General features: G+C 73.3%; 16 protein-coding genes and 1 pseudogene. 12 read left to right on the top strand and 5 right to left on the bottom strand.

Annotated elements, in window-relative coordinates:
- Positions 1–27: 27 nt before the first annotated feature.
- Complete coding sequence (locus BJ971_RS14705; protein ID WP_184993448.1) at positions 28–1,245, bottom strand: DUF6884 domain-containing protein; 1,218 nt, start codon at positions 1,243–1,245, stop codon at positions 28–30.
- 30 nt (positions 1,246–1,275) lie between these two features.
- Positions 1,276–1,437 (bottom strand): annotated as a pseudogene (locus BJ971_RS42660) (DUF7669 domain-containing protein); the annotation flags it as partial.
- A gap of 237 nt (positions 1,438–1,674) precedes the next feature.
- On the opposite strand from BJ971_RS42660, the gene BJ971_RS14700 reads away from it, so the two are divergent.
- From BJ971_RS14700 to BJ971_RS14670, 7 genes are read left to right on the top strand one after another with little or no spacing between them, the layout of a single operon-like run.
- Positions 1,675–2,613, top strand: a complete 939-nt coding sequence (locus BJ971_RS14700; protein ID WP_184993446.1) for a tetratricopeptide repeat protein — start codon at positions 1,675–1,677, stop codon at positions 2,611–2,613.
- Positions 2,610–3,548: a tetratricopeptide repeat protein gene (locus tag BJ971_RS14695; protein WP_239087297.1), complete on the top strand. Its 939-nt coding sequence runs from the start codon at positions 2,610–2,612 to the stop codon at positions 3,546–3,548. Before BJ971_RS14700 ends, BJ971_RS14695 begins: the two co-directional genes overlap by 4 nt.
- Positions 3,545–4,603, top strand: a complete 1,059-nt coding sequence (locus BJ971_RS14690; protein ID WP_184993444.1) for a tetratricopeptide repeat protein — start codon at positions 3,545–3,547, stop codon at positions 4,601–4,603. The genes BJ971_RS14695 and BJ971_RS14690 overlap by 4 nt, the downstream gene beginning before the upstream one ends.
- Positions 4,600–5,538, top strand: a complete 939-nt coding sequence (locus tag BJ971_RS14685; protein ID WP_184993442.1) for a tetratricopeptide repeat protein — start codon at positions 4,600–4,602, stop codon at positions 5,536–5,538. Before BJ971_RS14690 ends, BJ971_RS14685 begins: the two co-directional genes overlap by 4 nt.
- 41 nt (positions 5,539–5,579) lie before the next feature.
- The gene (locus tag BJ971_RS14680) at positions 5,580–6,476 is read left to right on the top strand and encodes a tetratricopeptide repeat protein (protein WP_275411364.1); all 897 of its coding nucleotides are present in this window, start codon (positions 5,580–5,582) and stop codon (positions 6,474–6,476) included.
- The gene (locus BJ971_RS14675; protein WP_239087298.1) at positions 6,473–7,300 is read left to right on the top strand and encodes a tetratricopeptide repeat protein; all 828 of its coding nucleotides are present in this window, start codon (positions 6,473–6,475) and stop codon (positions 7,298–7,300) included. The genes BJ971_RS14680 and BJ971_RS14675 overlap by 4 nt, the downstream gene beginning before the upstream one ends.
- Positions 7,297–7,542, top strand: a complete 246-nt coding sequence (locus BJ971_RS14670; RefSeq protein WP_184993440.1) for a hypothetical protein — start codon at positions 7,297–7,299, stop codon at positions 7,540–7,542. Before BJ971_RS14675 ends, BJ971_RS14670 begins: the two co-directional genes overlap by 4 nt.
- Positions 7,543–7,545: 3 nt before the next feature.
- On the opposite strand, the gene BJ971_RS14665 is transcribed toward BJ971_RS14670, so the two are convergent.
- Genes BJ971_RS14665 through BJ971_RS14655 form a run of 3 tightly spaced genes read right to left on the bottom strand, consistent with a single transcriptional unit; the run spans position 7,546 to position 11,846 of the window.
- Entirely contained in the window at positions 7,546–8,982 is a 1,437-nt protein-coding gene (locus tag BJ971_RS14665; protein WP_184993438.1) for a dynamin family protein, read from the bottom strand.
- Positions 8,979–10,733, bottom strand: a complete 1,755-nt coding sequence (locus BJ971_RS14660; RefSeq protein ID WP_184993437.1) for a dynamin family protein — start codon at positions 10,731–10,733, stop codon at positions 8,979–8,981. Before BJ971_RS14660 ends, BJ971_RS14665 begins: the two co-directional genes overlap by 4 nt.
- Positions 10,734–10,745: 12 nt before the next feature.
- Entirely contained in the window at positions 10,746–11,846 is a 1,101-nt protein-coding gene (locus BJ971_RS14655; protein ID WP_184993435.1) for a TDT family transporter, read from the bottom strand.
- A gap of 71 nt (positions 11,847–11,917) precedes the next feature.
- Here BJ971_RS14655 and BJ971_RS14650 point away from each other — a divergent pair, with 71 nt between their 5' ends.
- The 5 genes from BJ971_RS14650 to BJ971_RS14630 all read left to right on the top strand — a co-directional run bounded on the left by BJ971_RS14650 (position 11,918) and on the right by BJ971_RS14630 (position 20,514).
- On the top strand, positions 11,918–12,817 hold the full coding sequence (locus tag BJ971_RS14650) for a LysR family transcriptional regulator (RefSeq protein WP_184993433.1): 900 nt from the start codon (positions 11,918–11,920) through the stop codon (positions 12,815–12,817).
- Between the two features lie 170 nt (positions 12,818–12,987).
- Positions 12,988–15,945 (top strand): Ig-like domain-containing protein, encoded by a 2,958-nt coding sequence (locus tag BJ971_RS14645; protein WP_239087299.1) that lies wholly within the window; start codon positions 12,988–12,990, stop codon positions 15,943–15,945.
- Between the two features lie 117 nt (positions 15,946–16,062).
- The gene (locus BJ971_RS42655) at positions 16,063–17,262 is read left to right on the top strand and encodes a helix-hairpin-helix domain-containing protein (protein WP_239087300.1); all 1,200 of its coding nucleotides are present in this window, start codon (positions 16,063–16,065) and stop codon (positions 17,260–17,262) included.
- A gap of 882 nt (positions 17,263–18,144) precedes the next feature.
- Positions 18,145–18,855: an alpha/beta hydrolase gene (locus BJ971_RS14635; protein ID WP_184993431.1), complete on the top strand. Its 711-nt coding sequence runs from the start codon at positions 18,145–18,147 to the stop codon at positions 18,853–18,855.
- A gap of 27 nt (positions 18,856–18,882) precedes the next feature.
- Entirely contained in the window at positions 18,883–20,514 is a 1,632-nt protein-coding gene (locus BJ971_RS14630) for an isovaleryl-CoA dehydrogenase (protein ID WP_184993429.1), read from the top strand.
- The last annotated feature ends 60 nt before the right edge of the window (positions 20,515–20,574 follow it).

The raw sequence follows: 20,574 nt of genomic DNA, 5'->3' as shown, positions 1-20,574 counted from the left end.
CGGCGACGAGCCAGTTCGGGACCGTGTTCACGTACCGGTGCAGCGCCGGAGCCCGCGCCACCGCATCGGCGACCGCGCCCGGGTCGGCGGCGATCGTCGCCGGGTCGAGATGTCCCAGCCGTTGCCGCAGATCGTACGGTGCCCGCCAGGCCCGCTCGGCGGGGATTCCCTGGTCGAAGATGACCGCGAGAAGGAAGGCGAACGGGTCTCCGAGCACCAGCGCGTTGGCAGCCGCGTGGGGCGTGTACCGGACGGGCTTTCCCGCCTGTTCTTCGGCGTGCCGGCGCCCGTACGCCAGGAGTTGCCCCACCACCGCCGTCGGCCCCTTGACGTCGGCCCCGGCGTCCGGCGGCGGGCGGTGGCCGGCACATCGGACTGCGAGGTCCGCAGCCGGGCGACGGCGTACGCGGCCCACGCCGCCGTATCCGCCTCGGGCAGGTGGACCGCCATCGCGTCGCGCGGGCCCGGTCCGGTGACCACGTCGGCGAGCCGCACCAGGGGGAAGCCCAGGTAGTGCACCGGAAGCGGATCAGCCGGCCCGAGCGGCCGGCCGTCGGCGTCCTTCACCGTGCTCGCCAAGCGGCGGGTGTGCGCATGGTCGTCGGTGCCGAATCCTCCCGCCACGGGCCGGCCGTCGACCCACACCACCATCCGCCGCCGGTCGCGGCCGTACGCCGCGCGTACGCCGGTACCGATCCTGATGTGGTGCCGGCTGACACCGTTCTGCACGACCAGCGCCGCCCCGCCGTCGAATTCCTCCGGGCCGTCCGGCCAGCGATGCGAGAACGGCGGCAGGGAGTGCGGACCGTCGAGGATGGTGAGTTCAGCGAACGGCGCCGCCGCGTCGGGCTTGTTGACGTCGTCGTACCAGGCGAGTTGGCGTCCCATCGACAACCGGGCCAGCGGCCGCCGCACGTCCGCCCCGGCAGCGGACAGCAGCGGCACGAGGGTGGTGGCGTACGCATCGCCGGCGTGTATCTCGACGCGACGCCCGGCAAGATCACCGTCGATCTGGCGCAGTTTGGCGACCACCCACTGCGCCCATGCGCCGCGGTACTGATTCGTCTGTTCAGAAAGATCCACATCGTATGGCTCGAGCAACGTGTCGGGCGCTACGAGACCATGCTCGGCGCTGAGGACGTACCAGCTGAGCCCCCGCTGCTCGGCGTACCTTCGGCGGCGATCGAACAACGGCGAGCAGTAGAGCTGACGTGCGGGAGCCGGCGTCGCGGTCTTGGTCTTCATGCCACAGACACTGGATACGCCGCCAGGGGCGTTTCGGGTCATTCCCTGAATGACGGGACCGACGGAGTCGGGTCGGCGGCTCGGATCCAGTCGCCGAATCTCGGACATCAACTCGTCGCGGGAGAACTCGCCCCGGCGCGAAGCCAGATTTCGGGATGCTTCGAGCACGAGCGCCCAGGCTGGTGCGGACACGCCTACCCCCTCGGCCGTTCCAGGCTCGTGACCATAGTCGACCAGCCCTCGGGGCGGACCGGCCCGGAGGGACCGGTCGGATTGTCGTTCGTTCACTCTTGCCGGGCGGGACAGCCGGGAGTGGGGATCGCGTTGCGCGGGATACAGTCGTGGCTCTCATTGGAGGGATGAGACATGGCGACTGCCTCGATCGGGATTCCGGCCGCTACCGCCGGCACCGGGCACTGAGCCGCGGCGATGACGTCGGCGGCCCGGCTGGTGGAGGTGCATCGCCTGGCGGTGGCCGGCCGCGAGGCCGGGATCGCGGGTGATGTGGGGCGCCGGGTCTGTCGTGTGTGGTTGGGACGGTCGCGGTTCGCCGATGTGATCCGGCTGGCCGAGCAGACCCTGACCCTGGGCGAGGACGCCACGGCCATCTACCACCTGGGGTGGGCCAAGCAGGTCACCGGTTTCCCGATGGAGGCGCTGGCCGCCTACGACCGCGCACTGGTCCTGTACCGGGCGAGCCGCAACCGCTGGAACGAGGCCGCCACCTTGAACAACATCGGCCTCGTACACGATGGATTGGGCGACCGGCAGCTGGCCCTGGAGTATTACGAGCAGGCCCTGCCGATCCGCCGGGAGGTCGGCGACCGGGCCGGCGAGGCCGTCACGTTGAACAACATCGGCCTCGTGTCCAACGGGCTGGGCGACCGGCAGCAGGCGCTGGACTACTTCCGGCAGGTCCTGCCGATCCAGCGGGAGGTCGGTGACCGGGCCGGCGAGGCCACCACGCTGAACAACATCGGCAGCGTGCACAACGGGCTGGGCGACCACCAGCAGGCGCTGGACTACTACGGCCAGGCGCTGCCGATCCGCCGGGAGGTCGGCGACCGGGCCGGCGAGGCCGCCACGTTGAACAACATCGGCCTGGTGTACGACGGGCTGGGCGACCAGCAGCAGGCGCTGAACTATTACTGGCAGGCGCTGCCGATCGTGCGGGAGATCGGTGACCGGGCCGGCGAGGCGATCACGCGGTACAACCTCGCGGTGATCTACCACCAGCTGGGCCAGCTCGACCGGACCGTCGCCGAGCTGGAGCTGGTGGTGGAGCTGGACCGGCAGGTAAGCCACCCCGACCTGGAGGCCGACACCGCCATGCTGGAACGCGTACGCCAGGAACGGGCCGGATCGTGACGTCGACGGCGCGGTTGGTGGAGGTGCACCGCCTGGCGGTCGCCGGCCGCGACGCCGCGGTCGCGCGTGACGTGGGTGACCGGGTCGGCCGGGTGTGGCTGGTCCGGTCGCGGTTCGCCGATGTGATCCGGCTGGCCGAGCAGACCCTGACCTTGGGCGAGGACGCCGACGCCCTGTACCACCTGGGGTGGGGCAGACGCGCCACCGGTTCCCCGGTGGACGCGCTGGCCGCCTACGACCGCGCACTGGGCCTGTACCGGGCGAGCCGCAACCGCGGGAGTGAATCCGCGACGTTGAGCAACATCGGCAACGTCCACGCCGGGTTGGGCGACCGGCAGCGGGCGCTCGACTACTACGGACAGGCGCTGCTGATCGTGCGGGAGGTCGGTGACCGGGCCGGCGAGGCCACCACGCTGAACAACATCGGCCAGGCGTACAACGGGTTGGGAGACCGGCAGCAGGCGCTGGACTACTACGGACAGGCCCTGCCGATCCGCCGGGAGGTCGGCGACCGGGCCGGCGAGGCCGCCACGCTGAACAACATCGGCCTCGTGCAGCACGGGCTGGGCGACCGGCAGCGGGCGCTGGACTACTACGGACAGGCCCTGCCGATCCTGCGGGAGGTCGGTAACCGGGTCGGCGAAGCCACCACGCTGAACAACATCGGCAGCGTGTACGACAGCGCGGGCGACCAGCAGCAGGCGCTGGACTACTACCGGCAGGCCCTACCGATCCTGTGTGAGATCGGCGATCGGGCCAGTGAGGCCGTCACGCGGTTCAACCTCGCGTTGACCCACCGTCAGCTGGGCGACCTCGACCGGGCCGTCGCCGAGCTGGAGCTGGTCGTCGAGCTGGACCGGCAGGTCGGCCACCCCGACCTCGAGGCCGACACCGCAATGCTGGAGCTCCTCCGCCGGGAACAGGCCGGATCATGACGTCGACGGCGCGGCTGGTGGAGGTGCATCGCCTGGCGGTGGCCGGCCACGAGGCGGAGATCGCGAGCGTGGTGGGTGACCTGGTCGGCCGGGTGTGGCTGGCCCGGTCGCGGTTCGCCGACGTCGTCCGGCTGGCCGAGCAGACCCTGACCCTGGGTGAGGACGCCGGCGCCCTGTACGACCTGGGCTGGGCCAAGCGGATCACCGGTTTCCCGATGGAGGCGCTGGCCGCCTACGACCGCGCGCTGGACCTGTTCCGGGCCGGCCACCACCGCGGGAACGAGTCCGCCACGTTGACCAGCATAGGCCTCGTGTACGACGGGCTGGGCGACCGGCAGCAGGCGCTGAACTACTACGGTCAGGCCCTGCCGATCGTGCGGGAGGTCGGTGACCGGGCCGGCGAGGCCACCACGCTGAACAACATCGGCAGCGTGCACGACGCGTTGGGCGACACGCGGCAGGCCCTGGACTACTACGGGCAGGCGCTGCGGATTCGCCGCGAGGTCGGTGACCGGGGCGGCGAGGCGGTCACGTTGAGCAACATCGGCCTCGTGCACAACAGGTCGGGCCGGCCGCGGCGGGCGCTGGACTACTACGGGCAGGCCCTGCCCCTCATGCGCGAGGTCGGCGACCGGGCCGGCGAGGCCACCACGCTGAACAACATCGGCACCGCGCACAACGAACTGGGCGACCGGCAGCAGGCGCTGAACTACTTCGGCCAGGCCCTGCCGATCCGCCGCGAGGTCGGCGACCGGGCCGGCGAGGCCTCCACGCTGAGCAACATCGGCCTCGTGTACGACAACATGGGCGATCTCCAGCGGGCGCTGGACTATTACGGCCAGGCGCTGCCCATCGTGCGGGAGATCGGCGACCGGGCCAGTGAGACGATCACGCGATACAACCTCGCGGTGACCTACCGCCAGCTGGGCGAGCTCGCCCTTGCCGTCGCCGAGCTGGAGCGGGTGGTGGAGCTGGACCGGCAGGTCGGCCACCCCGACCTGGAGGCCGACACCGCCACGCTGGAACGCCTCCGCCGGGAACAGGCCGGATCATGACGTCGACGGCGCGCCTGGTGGAGATACATCGTCTGGCGGTGGCCGGCGGCGACGCGGGAATCGCTCGTGATGTGGGTGACCGGGTCGGCCGGGCGTGGCTGGCCCGGTCGCGATTCGCCGACGTGGTCAGGCTGGCCGAACAGACCCTGGCCCTGGGCGACGACGCCACCGCCCTCTACTACCTGGGGTGGGCGAAGCGCGTCACCGGTTTCCCGATGGAGGCGCTGGCCGCCTACGACCGCGCACTGGATCTGTATCGGGCCGACCACCACCGCGAGAACGAGTCCGCCACGTTGAGCAGCATCGGCCACGTGCTCAGCGGACTGGGCGACCGGATACAGGCCCTGGACTACCACGGGCAGGCTCTGCTGATCGCGCGGGAGGTCGGCGACCGGGCCGGCGAAGCCTCCACGTTGAACAACATCGGCCAGGTGTACGACAGCCTCGGCGACGGGCAGCGGGCGCTGGACTACTACCGGCAGTCCCTGCCGATCGAGCGGGAGGTGGAGGATCGTGCGGGTGAGGCCATCACGTTGAACAACATCGGCAGCGCCTACCACACGCTGGGCGACCCGGAGCAGGCGCTGGACTACTACCGGCTGGCCCTGCCGATCCAGCTGGAGGTCGGCGACCGGGCCGGCGAGGCCACCACGCTGAACAACATCGGCGGTGTGCACAACGAATTGGGCGACCCGCGGCAGGCGCTGGGCTACTACGGTCAGTCCCTGCTGATCCTGCGGGAGGTCGGCGACCGGGCCGGCGAGGCCGTCACGCGGTACAACATCGCCATGACCTACCGCCAGCGGGGCGAGCTCGACCGGGCCGTCGCCGAGCTGGAGCAGGTGGTGGAGCTGGACCGGCAGGTCGGCCACCCCGATCTGGACTCCGACACCGCCATGCTGGAGCGCGTCCGCCAGGAACGGGCGCGATCGTGATGACCTCGACGGCGCGGATGGTGGAGATACACCGTCTGGCGGTGGCCGGCCGCGAAGCCGGGATCGCTCGTGATGTGGGTGACCGGGTCGGCCGGGCGTGGCTGGCCCGGTCACGGTTCCCCGACGTGATCAGGCTGACCGAACAGACCCTTACCCTGGGCGACGACGCCACCGCCTTCTACCACCTGGGGTGGGCCAAGCGTGCCACCGGTTACCCGATGGAGGCGCTGGCGGCCTACGACCGTGCGCTGAGCCTGTGCCGCACGGACCACGACCGCTGGAACGAGGCAGCCACGCTGAGCAACGTCGGCCTCGTGCATCACGGGCTGGGCGACCGGCAGCAGGCGCTGGACCACTACGAGCGGGCCCTGCCGATCCAGCGGGAGGTCGGCGACCGGGGCGGCGAAGCCTCCACGTTGAACAACATCGGCGGCGTGTACATCGAGTCGGGTGACCGGCGGCAGGCGCTGGACTACTACGGACAGGCCCTGCCGATCATGCGGGAGATCGGGGACCGGGCCGGCGAGGCCACCGCGCTGAACAACATCGGCGGCGTGTACGCCAGGCTGGGTGAGTGGCAGCAGGCGCTGGACTACTTCGGGCAGACCCTGCCGATCCGCCGGGAGATCGGCGACCGGGACGGTGAAGCGGCCACATTGAACAACATCGGCCAGGTGTACGCCGGGTTGGATGACCAGCAGCGCGCACTGGACTACTACGTGCAGGCCCTGCCCATCGTGCGGGAGGTCGGGAACCGGGCCGGTGAAGCCGTCATGCGGTACAACATCGCCATGATCCACTACCGGTGGGGCGAGCTCGACCGGGCCGTCGCCGAGCTGGAACAGGTGGTCGAGCTGGACCGGCAGGTCGGCCACCCCGACCTGGAGGCCGACACCGCCACGCTGGAACGCGTACGCCAGGAACGGGCGAGGTCATGATGACCTCGATCGCGCAGCTGGTGGAGGTGCATCGCCTGGCGGTGGCCGGCCACGAGGCGGAAATCGCGAGCGATGTGGGTGACCGGGTCGGCCGGGTGTGGCTGGTCCGGTCGCAGTACGCCGACGTGATCCGGCTGGCCGAGCAGACCCTGACCCTTGGTGACGACGCCGGCGCCTTCTTCGACCTGGGGCGGGCCAAACGCATCGCCGGTCTCCCGGCGGAGGCGCTGGCCGCCTACGATCGCGCGCTGGAGCTGTACCGGGCCGACGACGACCACGGGAACGTGGCCGCCACGTTGACCAGTATCGGCCGCGTTTATCACGGGCTGGGCGACCACCAGCAGGCGCTGAACTACTACCGGCGGGCCCTGCCGATCCAGCGGGAGGTCGGAGCCCGGGCCGGCGAAGCCGTCACGCTGAACAACATCGGCGGCGTGCACAACGGGCTGGGCGACCACCAGCAGGCGCTGAGCTACTACGGGCAGGCTCTCCCGATTCGCCGGGAGGTCGGTGACCGGGCCGGTGAAGCCGCCACATTGAACAACATCGGCGGCGTGCACAACGGCCTGGGCGACCACCAGCAGGCGCTGGACTACTTCAGGCGGGCCCTGCCGATCCTGCGGGAGGTCGGTGACCGGGCCGGCGAGGCGATCACGCGGTACAACATCGCCATGATCTACCGCCAGCGGGGCGAGCTCGACCGGGCCGTCGCCGAGCTGGAGCTGGTCGTGGAGCTGGACGAGCAGGTCGGCCTCCCCGACCTGGAGTCCGACGCGGCCGTGCTGGAACGCGTCCGCCAGGAACAGGAGCGAGCCGGGTCGTGACGGTGTCGACGGAGCGGCTGGTGGAGGTGCATCGCCTGGCGGTGGCCGGCCGGGACGCGGCGATCGCCAGTGATGTCGGCAACCGGGTCAGTCGTGTGTGGCTGGTCCGGTCGCGGTTCGCCGACGTGATCCGGCTGGCCGAGCTGGAACGGACAGTGGAGCTGGACCGGCAGGTCGGCCACCCCGACCTCGAGTCCGACACCGCCATGCTGGAGCGCGTCCGCGGCAAGCAACGATCATGAACACTAGGAGACCGCGGCGAGGAGGCCTTCGCAGCTGCGGGCCACGGCGCGGGCCGCCGTGCGCAGCTCCCGGGCGGTGAACGGGTGCTCGGCCACGCCCTGCCACCGGGCCAGCGCGGCCCGGGCCGCCGCCGCGATCCGGGTCGGCGGCGCGTCCGCCGGCAGGCCGAGCCGGTGGTGTGCGGCGCCGCCCGCGCCGCCGAGCAGCAGGTCCATCTCGGCCAATTGTTCGTCGGTGCCCGGTAGCCGCCCGGAGCGGACCAGGTGAAGCAGGCGCAGTTCGACGAACTCGTGTGCGCTGGCCCGGATCCGCTCGGCCTCCGCGGCCAGCGCCGAGCCGGGCGCCAGGAACTCGTCGAGCACGGCCAGCGCCGAGCGGGACTTCAGCACCTCGCTGCGGCCGACGAACTGGGCCGCGAAGACCTCGCGCAGGCGGTCGATGCCGCTGTGTTCGGTAAGCGCCGCGGCCAGGTCGGCGGAGTCGTGCACCTTGCCCTCGCGGATCAGCCGCACGGACAGCCGCACTCCGAACAGGCCGAGCCGTTGCAGTGCCTCGCGGCGTTCGGGCGCCGACGCGGCGAACCGGTCGGCGGTGAGCAGCAGCTCCACCACCTCGGCCATGGGCTCGGCGGCCGCGGCGGCCAGGGTCCGGTACTCGTCCTCGCGCAGGGTCGCGCCCGCCGCGCCGAGCAGGCCCGCGACCGGGACGACGACCGGGCAGAGCCGGCGCAGCCGCTCGTCGGAGGCGTAGCGTTCGGCGACCCGGGCGGCCGCCGCCATCGCGTCGAGGCGGGCGCCGCCGATCTCGTCGGCGCGCGACAGCACGCCGACGGCGTTGACCGGGGTGCCGCTGGACAGGCCGTCGCCGTGGAAGGACTCCAGGAAGCGGACGTCGCTGGCGTGCATGTGGCGCAGCAGGTAGATGACGGCGTCGGTCTTGGCGGCGCGCTCGCCCTCCGCGTCGAGGAACGCCATGGTACGCAGGGAGACGTCGGTGGAGAGCGACGCGATGCCGGGGGTGTCGATCAGGGTGTGCCGCCGCAGCCGGGCGCTGGGTACCCGCACCTCGAGGTGGTCGACCTGCTCGGCGGCGCGGCCGAGGCTGATCCGCACGGCGCCGTCGACCCGGTTGAACGGGCGCGCCTCGGTGCTGCCGTCGGTCAGGTGCGCGGTGACCGCGTAGGTGGGGCCGTCGGCGTACCAGGTGACGATCCGGGTGCACTCCCCCGCGTCGGTCGGCGCCAGGCCCTCGCCGACCAGGGCGTTGAGCAGTGTGGACTTGCCGGCCTTGACCTTGCCGGCGATGGCGACGCGCAGCGGCTGGTCGAGGCGCCGGCGGGCGTCGGCGATGGCGGCGCGCACGGCCGGGTCGGCGGTCTCCGCCAGGGCCCGGTCGAGCAGCGCGCGGACCTCGGGCAGCAGGCCCACCGGGGCGCTCATCGGAGCCGGTCCAGTTCGCCGCGCAGGGACGCGAGCTGGCGGGCCCGCTCCTGCCGGGCGGCCTCCGGCAGGGCGGCGGTCTCGCGGACGGCGGCCGCGGCCGTGGCGTTGGAGCGGTCGACCGCCGCGGCCCGGGCCCCGAACTCGTCGCGCAGGAACCGCTGCGTACGCCGGACCGCCTCGCGCGAGTCCCGCCCGACGTGGAAGGACACGTCGTCGACGTAGCGGCGCAGCTCGGCCTTCGCCTGTAGGCGCCGCTGCTGGATCTGCCGGTCCCGCTCCTGTTTGATCAGCCGGCGGCCCAGGGTCATGCCCGCGAGCAGCCCGATCGGCGCGGCCACGGCGACGTTGAACAGGGCGCCGAGCGCGCCGAGCATGTAGAAGCCGCCGTAGGTGACCCGGGCCGCGGTGAACGCGCCGAGGAACTGCTGCATGCCGGACTTGTGGAAGCTGACGTCCAGCTCGCCGACCTTGCCCAGGCCCTGCTCCGGTGACGGCAGGTCGACGTCGAGGCTGTCGTACTCGAGGTCGAAGCGTTCCGCGACGTCGCGGGCGAGCTGTTCGGTGCGGGTGACGAGCAGCATCAGGTTGTCGACGGCGGCGGCCGTCGCCTCGCGGGCCGCCCAGGCCTGGAAGTCGCGCCAGGTGTCGCGCGGGTCGGACTCGTCGAGCAGCTCCTCGCCGCCGCGCAGCAGCCCCCGGAGGCGTTCGCGCAGGTCGTGGTCGACGTCCGCGGTGAGGTCCTGGATGCCGTCGCCCAGCACGGTCTGCCAGGAGCCGAGGGTCTGCGCGCGCCGCCGGCGCTCCGCGTACCGGTCGGTGATGGCGGCCGCCGCGGCGGGCGACGCCGCCGCGGCCTGCTCGGCCGCCACGCGCTCGCGTAGCTGCCCGACGACGAACGCCAGCTCGGCGCGCGCCGCGGCCCGCATGCCCTCCCGGGCCGCGCCGAGTACGTCGCGGCGCAGCAGCTCGACCAGGCGCGGGAAGCCGGACTCGGTGTTGAGCTCGGTGCTGTCGCGGGCCTGCGCGCGCAGCCGCAGGAACGAGGAGACGGCGATGATCGGCACGTCGAGGCCCTGCTTGGCGAGGTGGCCGGCGTTGAGCTCGACGATGCGCCGCCACTCGCCGTGCAGGTCGGTCTTGGTGACGACGCAGCAGACGTTCGGGCAGCGGTCCAGCGTGCGGCGCAGGAAGTCGACCTCGGGCGCGGTCAGCTCCTGCGACGCGTCGGTCACGAAGAGCGCCGCGCCGGCCGTGGCCAGCGCGGCGAGGGTGAGGTTGCCCTGCGCGGAGTCGAGGCCGCCGACGCCGGGTGTGTCGATGAAGGACAGCCCGGCGCCGAGCAGCCGCCGGTCCAGGCGCACCTCGACGCTGCGCGGCGCGGCCTCGCCCTCGGCGACGGGCGCGCCCTCGGTGACGTGCCGGCGCAGGTCGCCGAACGGCACGCCGACCGGGTTCACGGTGCCGTCCTCGGCGGGGATCTGGAGGGTCACCGACGGCGGCGTGCCGAAGCGCAGCACGGTCGGGACCGCGGTGACGATGTCGGCGTCGACCGGGCAGATGTCGGTGCGCAGCAGGGCGTTGACCAGCGTGCTCTTGCCCTGCTTGAACTCGCCGACGACGGCGACCGCGACGTCGTCGGCGCGCAGGCGCTCGACGGCCCGGTCCAGCCGCTCGGCAAGGTCGGGCCGGTCGTTCGCGGCGGCCAAACGGCGCGCGCCGTCCAGCTCGGCGAGCAGGTCCGTAGCCAACCGGCTCCCTCACTACTGTTCGACGCGGGCCTGCTCAGACCCTATCGCGGGCGGCGCCGGTTGCAGAAGGTCGCCCCGCGCAAGGCCGCGCAGCGTGCGGATGGCCACGACGGCCCAGGCGGCGACCAGCCCGGCGTACAGCAGGACGGCGAGGGCGGTCAGCAGGACCGAGCCGGTGCGCACGGCCAGGCCGCTCGCGCCGGTGGCCACCGTGCCGACCGGGAACGTGAAGCTCCACCAGGTCAGCGAGAAGGGCAGGCCGGCCCGGGCGGTCCGCGCGGTGATCGCGCCGGCCAGCGCCGCCCAGAACAGGGCGAAACCCAGCGTGGGTACGCCGTAGAGCACCGCGGCAAGCTGGGCGCCGTTCGCGTACGGCTCGGGCAGCACCCCCTGCGCGGCACGCCCGAGCAGGTGTGCGGCGGTGACCGACTGGCCGAGCGGGCCGAGCACGATCCACAGCGTCGGCACCAGCCGGGCGGGACCGGCGCCGTGCAGCATCAGCCGGCCCCAGATCTGGCCGATCACCAGGATCGCCGCGAACAGGCTGACCCCGAACATCGCGTAGCAGGCGAGCAGCAGCTCGGCGCGGGCCGCGACATGCGGGACGAGCAGCGCGCCGCCGGCGGCGGAGACCATCGGCGAGACCACCGGCATGAGCCAGCCGCCGAAGGCCGCGTCCGGCCCGGCGCGGTGCCGGGTCATCATCCGGTACGGGACGGCGACGGCGACGGCCAGGCCGAGCACCGTACCCACGGTCCAGAGCACGAGGTCGACGGCGACGGCGACGGGTTCGCCGAGCCAGTCCCGGCCGACCAGCAGGGTGCCGGCGCCGACGGTCATCAGCGCCATCGGCGGCGCTCCCCAGAACTGCGACAGGACCGGGTCGTCGGCGTACGTCCTCGCGTGCCGGACGGCCGCGACCACCAGGACGGCCAGCAGCGCCGCCGCGAGGGCCCACCCGAGGGTGGCCAGGATGCGCAGCCCCGGCACGTGCACCGGCAGGGCGGCGGCGGCCGTGGCGAGGATGCCGGTGCCCATCACGGAGGCGAACCAGTTCGGGCCGAACACGATCGTGGGCGCGGTACGGGGCGGTCGCTCCAGCAGGGCGGTCATGGTCACCACTCTCCGGCCGCCCGCGCCGCCCCGGTACCCGTCGCGACCCTCATGCGTCATAGGCTGCGGTTATGCCTCTGCCGCCGCAGGTCACCGACCTCACCCCGTTCGACCTGCTGCTCAGCGTCGCCCGGCTGGGCAGTGTCGGCCGGGCGGCGGCCGCGCACCGCATCTCCCAGCCGGCCGCCAGCGCCCGCCTGCGTGAGCTGGAACGCCGGCTCGGGCTGACCCTGCTGCACCGTTCGCCGCGCGGCTCGACCCTGACCGGCACCGGCGCCCTGGTCGCCGACTGGGCGCGGGCGGCCGTCGACGCGGCCGACGCCCTGGCCGCCGGCGCCGCCGCGCTGCGCACCAGCCACGAGAGCCGGCTCGCGGTGGCCGCCAGCCAGACCGTCGCGGAGTATCTGCTGCCCGCGTGGCTGGTCGCGCTGCGGTCCGGGCATCCCGGGCTGAGCGTGACGCTGCGGGCGGCGAACTCCGCCGAGGTGGCCGCGGCGGTCCTCGCGGGCGAGGTGGAGCTGGGCTTCGTCGAGGGCCCGGACGTGCCGGCCGGGCTGCACGCCGAGGCCGTCGCCGCCGACCGGCTGGTGGTCGTCGTTGCGCCGGGTCATCCCTGGTCGAGGCGGCGGCGCGGCGTCACCGCGGCCGAGCTGGCCGCGACCCCGCTGGTGTCGCGGGAGGCGGGCTCGGGCACCCGGCGCGCGTTCGAGGAGTCGCTACGGCCGCTGACGGCGGAGGCACCGCTGTTGGAGCTGTCGTCGACGACGGCGATCAAGCACGCGGTCGCGGCGGGCAGCGGCGCGGCGGTGCTCAGTTCGCTGGCCGTCACCGCCGACCTGGCCGCCGGCACGCTGGTCGCGGTGCCGACGGCGATGCCGATGCAGCGGCACCTGCGCGCGGTCTGGCCGGCCGGCGACCAGCTCATCGGCCCGGCCCGCGATCTGTACGCGATCGCCCGGCGGCACCGCTGATCCACGCATTTGGCCAGGTCTCGGTGTTCCCGCGCAGTGATCGGGCACGGACCAAACGCCTCCCGGCCTGAGCTGCGGATATGACTTCGACGGATTCCTGACAGATTCCACAGGGCCATGATCGTGCGAGCGTGACACCGGTCCGGTGAGGGCCGGTCTGGGGGATCGCCGTGCATCGTCGTCTGTGGATCGTGGCGCTGGCCGCACTGGCCGCGCTGGCCGCGCCGTTCGCCGCGGTGGCGCCCGCGCGCGCCGCCGTGACACCCGTCGCGAAGATCAACTTCCAGCCCGCGGCGTCGACGGTGCCGGCCGGGTACACCGCCGACACGGGCCTGGCGTTCGACGCGGCGCGCGGGTCCGGCTGGGTGGTCGCCGGCACCCACGACCCGCTGGACCTGACCCGCAACACCCGCGACCGCGCGCGGGCCGGCATCGACCCGCGGCTCAACACCCTCATCCACCTCCAGTACGGCGACGTCGGCGGCACCGCCGGCGTGGCGACGCCGGGCGCCTGGGAGTACGCGGTGCCGGCCGGCACCTACCAGGTGACCGTCGCGGTCGGCGACCGGGCCCCGTACGACAGCTCGCACACGATCCGGGCAGAGGGCGTCGCCGTGGTCTCCGGGTTCGTCTCGACCGCCGCGGCCGAGTTCCGCACCGCCACCGCGACCGTGCCGGTCAGCGACGGCCGGCTGACCCTCGACGCGGTCGGCGGCACCAACACCAAGCTGAACTATGTGGAGATCGCCCGGGTCGGGCCGCCCGCGACGCCGGCCGGCCTGACCGCGACGCCCGGTGACTCGCAGGTCGCGCTCGCCTGGACGGCGTCGGCCGCGGCCGACCTCGCCGGCTACCGCGTCTACCGGGGCGGCGCGCTCGCCTCCGGCCCGGCGCCGCTGGCCCGGCCGTCGTGGCTGGACACCGCGGTCGCCAACGGGACCGCGTACGGCTACGCCGTCACCGCGGTGGACACCGCGGGCACGGAGTCCGCGCGGTCCGCGACAGTCACCGCGACCCCGGCGGCCTTCACCCTGCGGGTGAACTTCTCCGACGCCGCCACCGCGCCGCCGGCCGGCTACGTGCGCGACTCCGGCGACGCGTTCGCGGCCGCCCGCGGATACGGCTGGGTGCAGCCGGGCACGACGACGCCGCTGAGCCTCGCCGGCAACGGCCGCAACCGGAACCCGGCGGCCGGGCAGGCCGACGTGCGGCTCGCCACGCTGATGCACGCCCAGCTGCCCGCCGGCTCGGCCGGCGTGACCACGCCCGGCTCCTGGGAGGCGGCCGTGCCGAACGGCACCTACACGGTGACGGCGGCGGTCGGCGACGCCGGCACCGCGCTCGACAGCGTGCACTGGCTCGGCATCGAGGACCAGAACGCCGTCGCCGCCTTCGCGCCGACCGTGTCCACCAGGCACGCGACCGCGACGCGGACGGTCACGGTCGCCGACGGACGGCTCACGCTCAGCGCGACCGGCGGCACCAACACCAAGTTCAACTACGTGGACGTGGCCAGCGTCCCGGCCGCCGGCGCCCTGCCCGGGGTACGGACCAGCACCCCCGCGAACGGCGCCACCGGCGTGCCGCCGACCACCAGCGTGGTCGAGGACCTGGTGCTACCCAACGGCGGCGTCGACCAGGCGACGCTGACCGGCTCGACCGTGACGCTGACCCGGGTCACCGACGGCGCGACGGTGCCCGCCACCACGATCACCAGCGGCGGCGGCGACGTCGTCAACCTCTCACCCACCTCCCCGCTGGCGGCGAACACCGCGTACCGCTTCACCCTGACCTCAGGGGTGCGCGACGTGAGCGGGCGCGCCTTCACCCCGTACTCGATCGTCTTCACGACCGGGGCCGGCACCGGTCCCGGCGGCCCCGGTTTCGACAAGGTCGTCGGCGTCGCCACCGGCGCACCCTTCACGACGGTGGTCAAGGGCCCCGACGGCCGTCTCTACGCGGGCACCCTCGACGGGCGCATCCTGCGCTTCGCGATCAACCCCGACGGCACTCTCGGCACGGCGACGACCATCACCGCGGTACGCGACAACGCGGCGGCGCTGGGCCTGCCCGGCGCTCCGGCCCGCACGGTGATCGGCATGGCCTTCGACCCCGCGGGCAACCTCTGGGTGACCGACAACTACGAGTACGTCGGGCCGCTGAACGTGCCGGACTGGTCGGGCCGCATCGGCCGGCTCAGCGGCACGGACCTGGGCACCTACACGCCAATCGTGATCAACCTGCCACGCTCGGTCAAGGACCACGAGACGAACTCGCTCGCCTTCGGACCCGACGGCGCGCTCTACGTCTCGCAGGGCGCCAACAACGCGATGGGCGCCGCCGACTCCACCTGGGGAAACCGGCCCGAGCAGCTGCTCAGCGCGGCGGTGCTGCGACTCGACCCGGCGGCCTTCACCGGTACGCCGATCGACGTGCGGACCGCCGACGGCGGCGCCTACGACCCGTACGCCGCCGGCGCACCCCTGACCCTCTACGCGACCGGCGTCCGCAACGCCTTCGACCTGGTCTGGCACCGCAACGGCCACCTGTACGCACCCACCAACGGCTCGGCCGCGGGCGGCAACACCCCCGCCACCCCCACCCCGCTGCCCGCGTCGTGCGCCCGCCGCGGCTACACCGGGCCGGCCGTGCCGGCGCTGACCAATGTGCCCACCGCCGAGACCGACTACGTGTTCGACGTGAAGCCGGGCCGCTACTACGGCCACCCGAATCCGCTGCGCTGCGAGTGGGTGCTGGCCGGCGGCAACCCGACCGCGGGCACCGACGCGTTCCAGGTCGGCGCGTACCCCGTCGGCACGCTGCCGGACCCCGCCTTCGACCTGGCCGGCACCTACGACGCGGGCCTGCACGCCTCGGCCGACGGCGCCATCGAGTACCGCGGCGGCGCCCTGGACGGCAAGCTACTCGTGGTCCGCTACTCGGCGGGACAGGACATCGAGACGTTCGACGTCGCCCCGAACGGCACACTGACCAACCGCACCACCGGCCTCGACGGCCTGACCGGCTTCAGCCAGCCGCTCGACGTCACCCAGGACACCGCGACCGGAAACCTGTACGTCACCGAACTCGGCGCGAACCGGATCACCCTGCTCCGGCCGCACACCTGACCAGACGGGCGAATTCACCCGCTCGGGGTCACGAATACGGCACGCCGTGGTGGGTGCGGTATCGAGATGTGCAAAGCTGCGCGCTACATCTCGATCCCTGTCTTCGGAGGCCATGCCGTGGCATCGCTCCTTTCCATAGTTGCCGCACTGCTCGTGCTCCTGCTCGTGGGCTGGCTGGTCCGGGGTCGCATCCTCGCCCGCCGCTCCGCGCAGTCGCCGGCCGACGTCGCGACCTCTCCCACCGAGCCCGCCGCCGAGCCCAAGCCCGTCGCCGAGGCCGAGCCCGTCGCGGCCGCCGAGCCCGTCGCAGACCCGGAGCCCGTCGCCGCCGCCGAGCCCGTCGCGGACCCGGAGCCCGTCGCCGCCGCCGAGCCCGTCGTGGCTGCCGAGCCTGCCGCAGAGCCGGAGCCGGTCGCGGAACCCGAGCCCGTCGCCGTTGCCGAGCCCATCGCGGCGCCCGAGCCCGTCGCGGAGCCCGAGCCGGTGGCCGTTGCCGAGCCCGTGACGGAACCGGAGCCCATCGCCGAGCCCGAGCCGGTCGTCGTTGCCGAGCCGGTTGCCGCGCAGGTCACCGCCCCGGACAAGCTCGTCCTCATCGAGGGCGTCGGCCCGAAGGCGGCCGCCGCCCTGGCCGCCGCCGGCATCACCACCTTCCGCAAGCTCGGCGACACCGACGTCGAAACCCTGCGCTCCACGATCAAGTCGGCCGGCCTGCGCTCCGCCCCGAACCTGGCGACGTGGCCGGCTCAGGCCCGCCTGCTCGCCACCCGCGAGCAGAACGGCTTCGCCGGCAACCTCGCCACGGAGCCGGCACCCGCCGCCGCAGAGACCGAGCCTGTCGCCGTGGAAGCCGAGCCTGTCGCCGCGGAAACCGAGCCCGTCGCCGTCGTAGCCGAGCCCGTCGTAGCCGAGCCCGTCGCCGTCGTAGCCGAGCCCGTCGTAGCCGAGCCCGTAGTAGTCGAGGCCGAGCCCGTCGCAGCCGAGCCGGCACCCGTAGTCGTCGAGGCCGAACCCGCCGCCGTGGCCACGCTGCCGATCGCCGACGCGCCGGTCGAGGCCCGGGCGGAGACGGTGCCGGCACAACGGACCCCCGAGGCCGCGACCCCCGACGACCTCACCCGCATCGAGGGCATCGGCCCGAAGATGGCGAGCGCGCTGCAGAGCGCCGGCATCACCACCTACTCCCAGCTCGCCGCCAGCGACGAGGCCGCCCTCCGGGCCGCGATCGCGGCGGCCGGGATCCGCTCGTCGGCGAGCCTGCCGACCTGGCCCCAGCGCGCGCAGCTGCTCGCCGACCGAAACCTCCAGGACAGCTGACACACCCACACGAACAACGCCCGGCCCTCGGCACGCGAGGGCCGGGCGTCGTCGTCTGCGGGTGTGGGTGGGATTCGGTTGCGGTGGACGGGTGGGGCCGGGGGTGACCACGCACGGCTCTTTGGACCGTTTCTATGCTCGTGCGTGGTCACCCCCGGCCCCACCCTTGCATGGGAGTCTGTCGCGCCAGGGTCTCGGTTGCTCACCGGTGGGTGCCTGGTGGGGCTTTGGTTTGCACCTTGCGGTGGGAGGTCTGGCTGCCGGGCTGTGGGCGCGGCGGGGATTTCGGTCGGGCTGGCCAGCGTGGGTGGTGGGTCACGCGACGCACCTCGCCGGTCACCCACACCGCGACGCCGGCCCTTGGGTATCCGAGGGCCGGGCGTCCATGACGCCCCCGGAAACCGCGGGTTGTCGCCAGGCGGACACGTCACGCCGTCAGCGAAACGGGAGGTCGAGGTCTCTTGGTCGGGATTCTGAGTCGGCTGCTTCGTGGGCTGTTCGGTCGCGGGCCGCGACCGGCGAGGTGCGCCGCGTGACCCACCACCTAGGCCGGCCAGCCCGACCAAATTCCCTGCCGCGCCCACAGCGCGGCAGCCAGACCCCTCACCGCAAGGTGCACACGAAAGCCAAACCAGCACCCAGCGGCGAGCAACCGAGACCCTGGCGCGACAGACTCCCACGCGAGGGTGGGGCCGGGGGTGACCACGCACGAGCATAGAAATGGTCCAAAAAGCCGTGCGTGGTCACCCCCGGCCCCACCCGTCCACCGCAACCGAATCCCCCACCTCAGAATCCCGCCCACCCGAACTAGCCCCCCGTTTTCGCTGACGGCGTGACGTGTCCGCCTGGCGACAACCCGAGCTTTCCGGGAACGTGTGCGTCATGGACGCCGCCTTTGTTCTCGTACACAGCCCGTCCGTCGGCCCCGCCACGTGGGGACCGGTCGCCGACCGCCTCACCGCGCACGGCGCCACCGTCGTGGTGCCCTCCCTGCTCAACGTCGCCCGGTCCGCGCCACCGTTCTGGCCAAGGGTCACCGAACTGGTCACCGAACGGATCGCCGAGCTCGCACCCGGCCGCCCGGTCGTGCTCGTCGCGCACAGCAATGCCGGCCTGTTCGTCCCGGTCATCGTCGCCGCGCTGACCAGGCCGGTAGCCGGGTGCCTCTTCGTGGACGCCGCGCTGCCCGCACGGCAGGGCCCCACCCCGGTTTCCAGGCCAGAGGACCAGGAATTCCTGCGGAAGATCGCCGAGGACGGCGTCCTGCCGCCGTGGACGAGCTGGTATGACGAAGCCGAGATCGCCCCGATGTTCGCCGACCGGGCCACCCGCGAGGCCGTCGAGGCAGAGCTGCCGCGGCTGCCGCTGAGCTACTACGAGCAGCAGATCCCCGTTCCCGGCGGATGGGACGGCCAGCCGTGCGGCTACCTGCTGTTCGGCCCGCCGTACGAGGAGGTGGCGAACGAGGCCGCCGCGCGCGGGTGGGCCGTCGAGCGGATGACCGGCCGGCACCTGCATCAGGTGGTCGACCCGGACGGGGTCGCCGACCGCATCGCCGCGATGGCCGCGACCTGGTCCCCGCCGGTGTCCTGAGCCGGCCGCGGGCCATAGATTGTGCGCATGTCTCCCGCTACCCATGACGTCGTCAACCAGCCGCCGCCGCTGGTCGGCCACGACATCGCCGCCGACGCCGCCCTGCTCGAAGGGGTCGCCCGCGAGGGCGCCGGCTGGGCGACCGACGACCTGCACCGGCTCGGCAAGTTCGGCGGCGGCTCCGAGCCGCAGCGCTGGGCCGAGGAGGCCAACCGGCACGAGCCGCGCCTGGTCACCCACGACCGCTACGGCCACCGCGTCGACGAGGTCGAGTTCCACCCCGCCTGGCACCGGCTCATGGAGGTGGCAGTCGGCGAGGGCCTGGCCGCGGCGCCGTGGGCGGACCGGCGGGCCGGCGCGCATGTCGCCCGCGCCGCCGGGATGTTCACCTGGAGCCAGGTCGAGGCCGGCCACTCCTGCCCGATCTCGATGACGTACGCGGTCGTGCCGGCCCTGCGCAACGCGCCGGAGCTGGCCGCCGTCTACGAGCCGCTGCTGACCTCCCGCGCCTACGATCCCGGCCTGCGCGCGCCCGCCGCCAAGCGGGGCCTGCTGGCCGGCATGGGCATGACGGAGAAGCAGGGCGGCTCCGACGTCCGGGCCAATTCCACCACCGCGACGCCGGCCGCGGACGGCACCTACCGGCTGCGCGGCCACAAGTGGTTCACCAGCGCGCCGATGTGCGACCTGTTCCTGGTGCTGGCGCAGGCGCCGGCCGGGCTCTCCTGTTTCTTGGTACCGCGGGTGCTGCCCGACGGTGAGCGCAACACGTTCCGCATCCAGCGATTGAAGGACAAGCTCGGCAACCGCAGCAACGCCAGCAGCGAGCCGGAGTTCGACGACACGGTCGGCTGGCTGGTCGGCGACGAGGGCAAGGGCGTGCGGACGATCATCGAGATGGTCTCGATGACCCGGCTGGACTGCGTGACCGGGTCGGCCTCGGGGATGCGCGCCGCGCTGGTGCAGGCGGTGCATCACGCCCGGCACCGGTCCGCGTTCGGGGGCCCGCTGATCGGCAAGCCGCTGATGCGCAACGTCCTGGCCGACCTGGCCGTGGAGTCCGAGGCCGCGACGGCGCTCGCGCTGCGTCTCGCGGGCGCGGTCGACCGGGGGGTACGCGGCGACGCGCAGGAACGCGCGTTCGGCCGCCTGGCGATCGCGGTCGGCAAGTTCTGGGTGTGCAAGCGGCAGCCGGCGGTGGTCGGCGAGGCCCTGGAGTGCCTGGGCGGCAACGGCTACGTGGAGGAGTCGGGCCTGCCGCGGCTCTACCGCGACGCGCCGCTGAACTCGATCTGGGAGGGCTCCGGGAACGTGCAGGCCCTCGACGTGCTGCGCGCGATGCGCCGCGACCCGGGCAGCCTGGACGCGTTCCGGGCCGAGGTGGCCGCCGCCTCGGGCGCGGACGCCCGCCTGGACGCGGCAACGGCGAGGCTGACCGCGCTGCTCGGCGACGGCGAGGACCTGGAGACCGACGCCCGCCGCGTCGTGGAGCGGATGGCCGTGGTGCTGCAAGGCTCGCTGCTGGTGCGGCACGCGCCGGCGGCGGTGGCGGACGCGTTCTGTGCGAGCCGGCTCGGCGGCGACTGGGGGCACACGTTCGGCACGCTGCCCCGGGGCGCGGACACCGCGGCGATCGTGGAGCGGGCCATGCCGGCCTGACAATCATGTGACGCAGGTCACCGCTGACCACCCCGGTGCGGCGGTGACCGGCGTCGCCTG

Source organism: Amorphoplanes digitatis (assembly GCF_014205335.1).
In the GTDB taxonomy this organism is placed as follows: Bacteria; Actinomycetota; Actinomycetes; order Mycobacteriales; family Micromonosporaceae; genus Actinoplanes; species Actinoplanes digitatus.
This window is presented reverse-complemented; position numbering and strand designations above follow the sequence as displayed.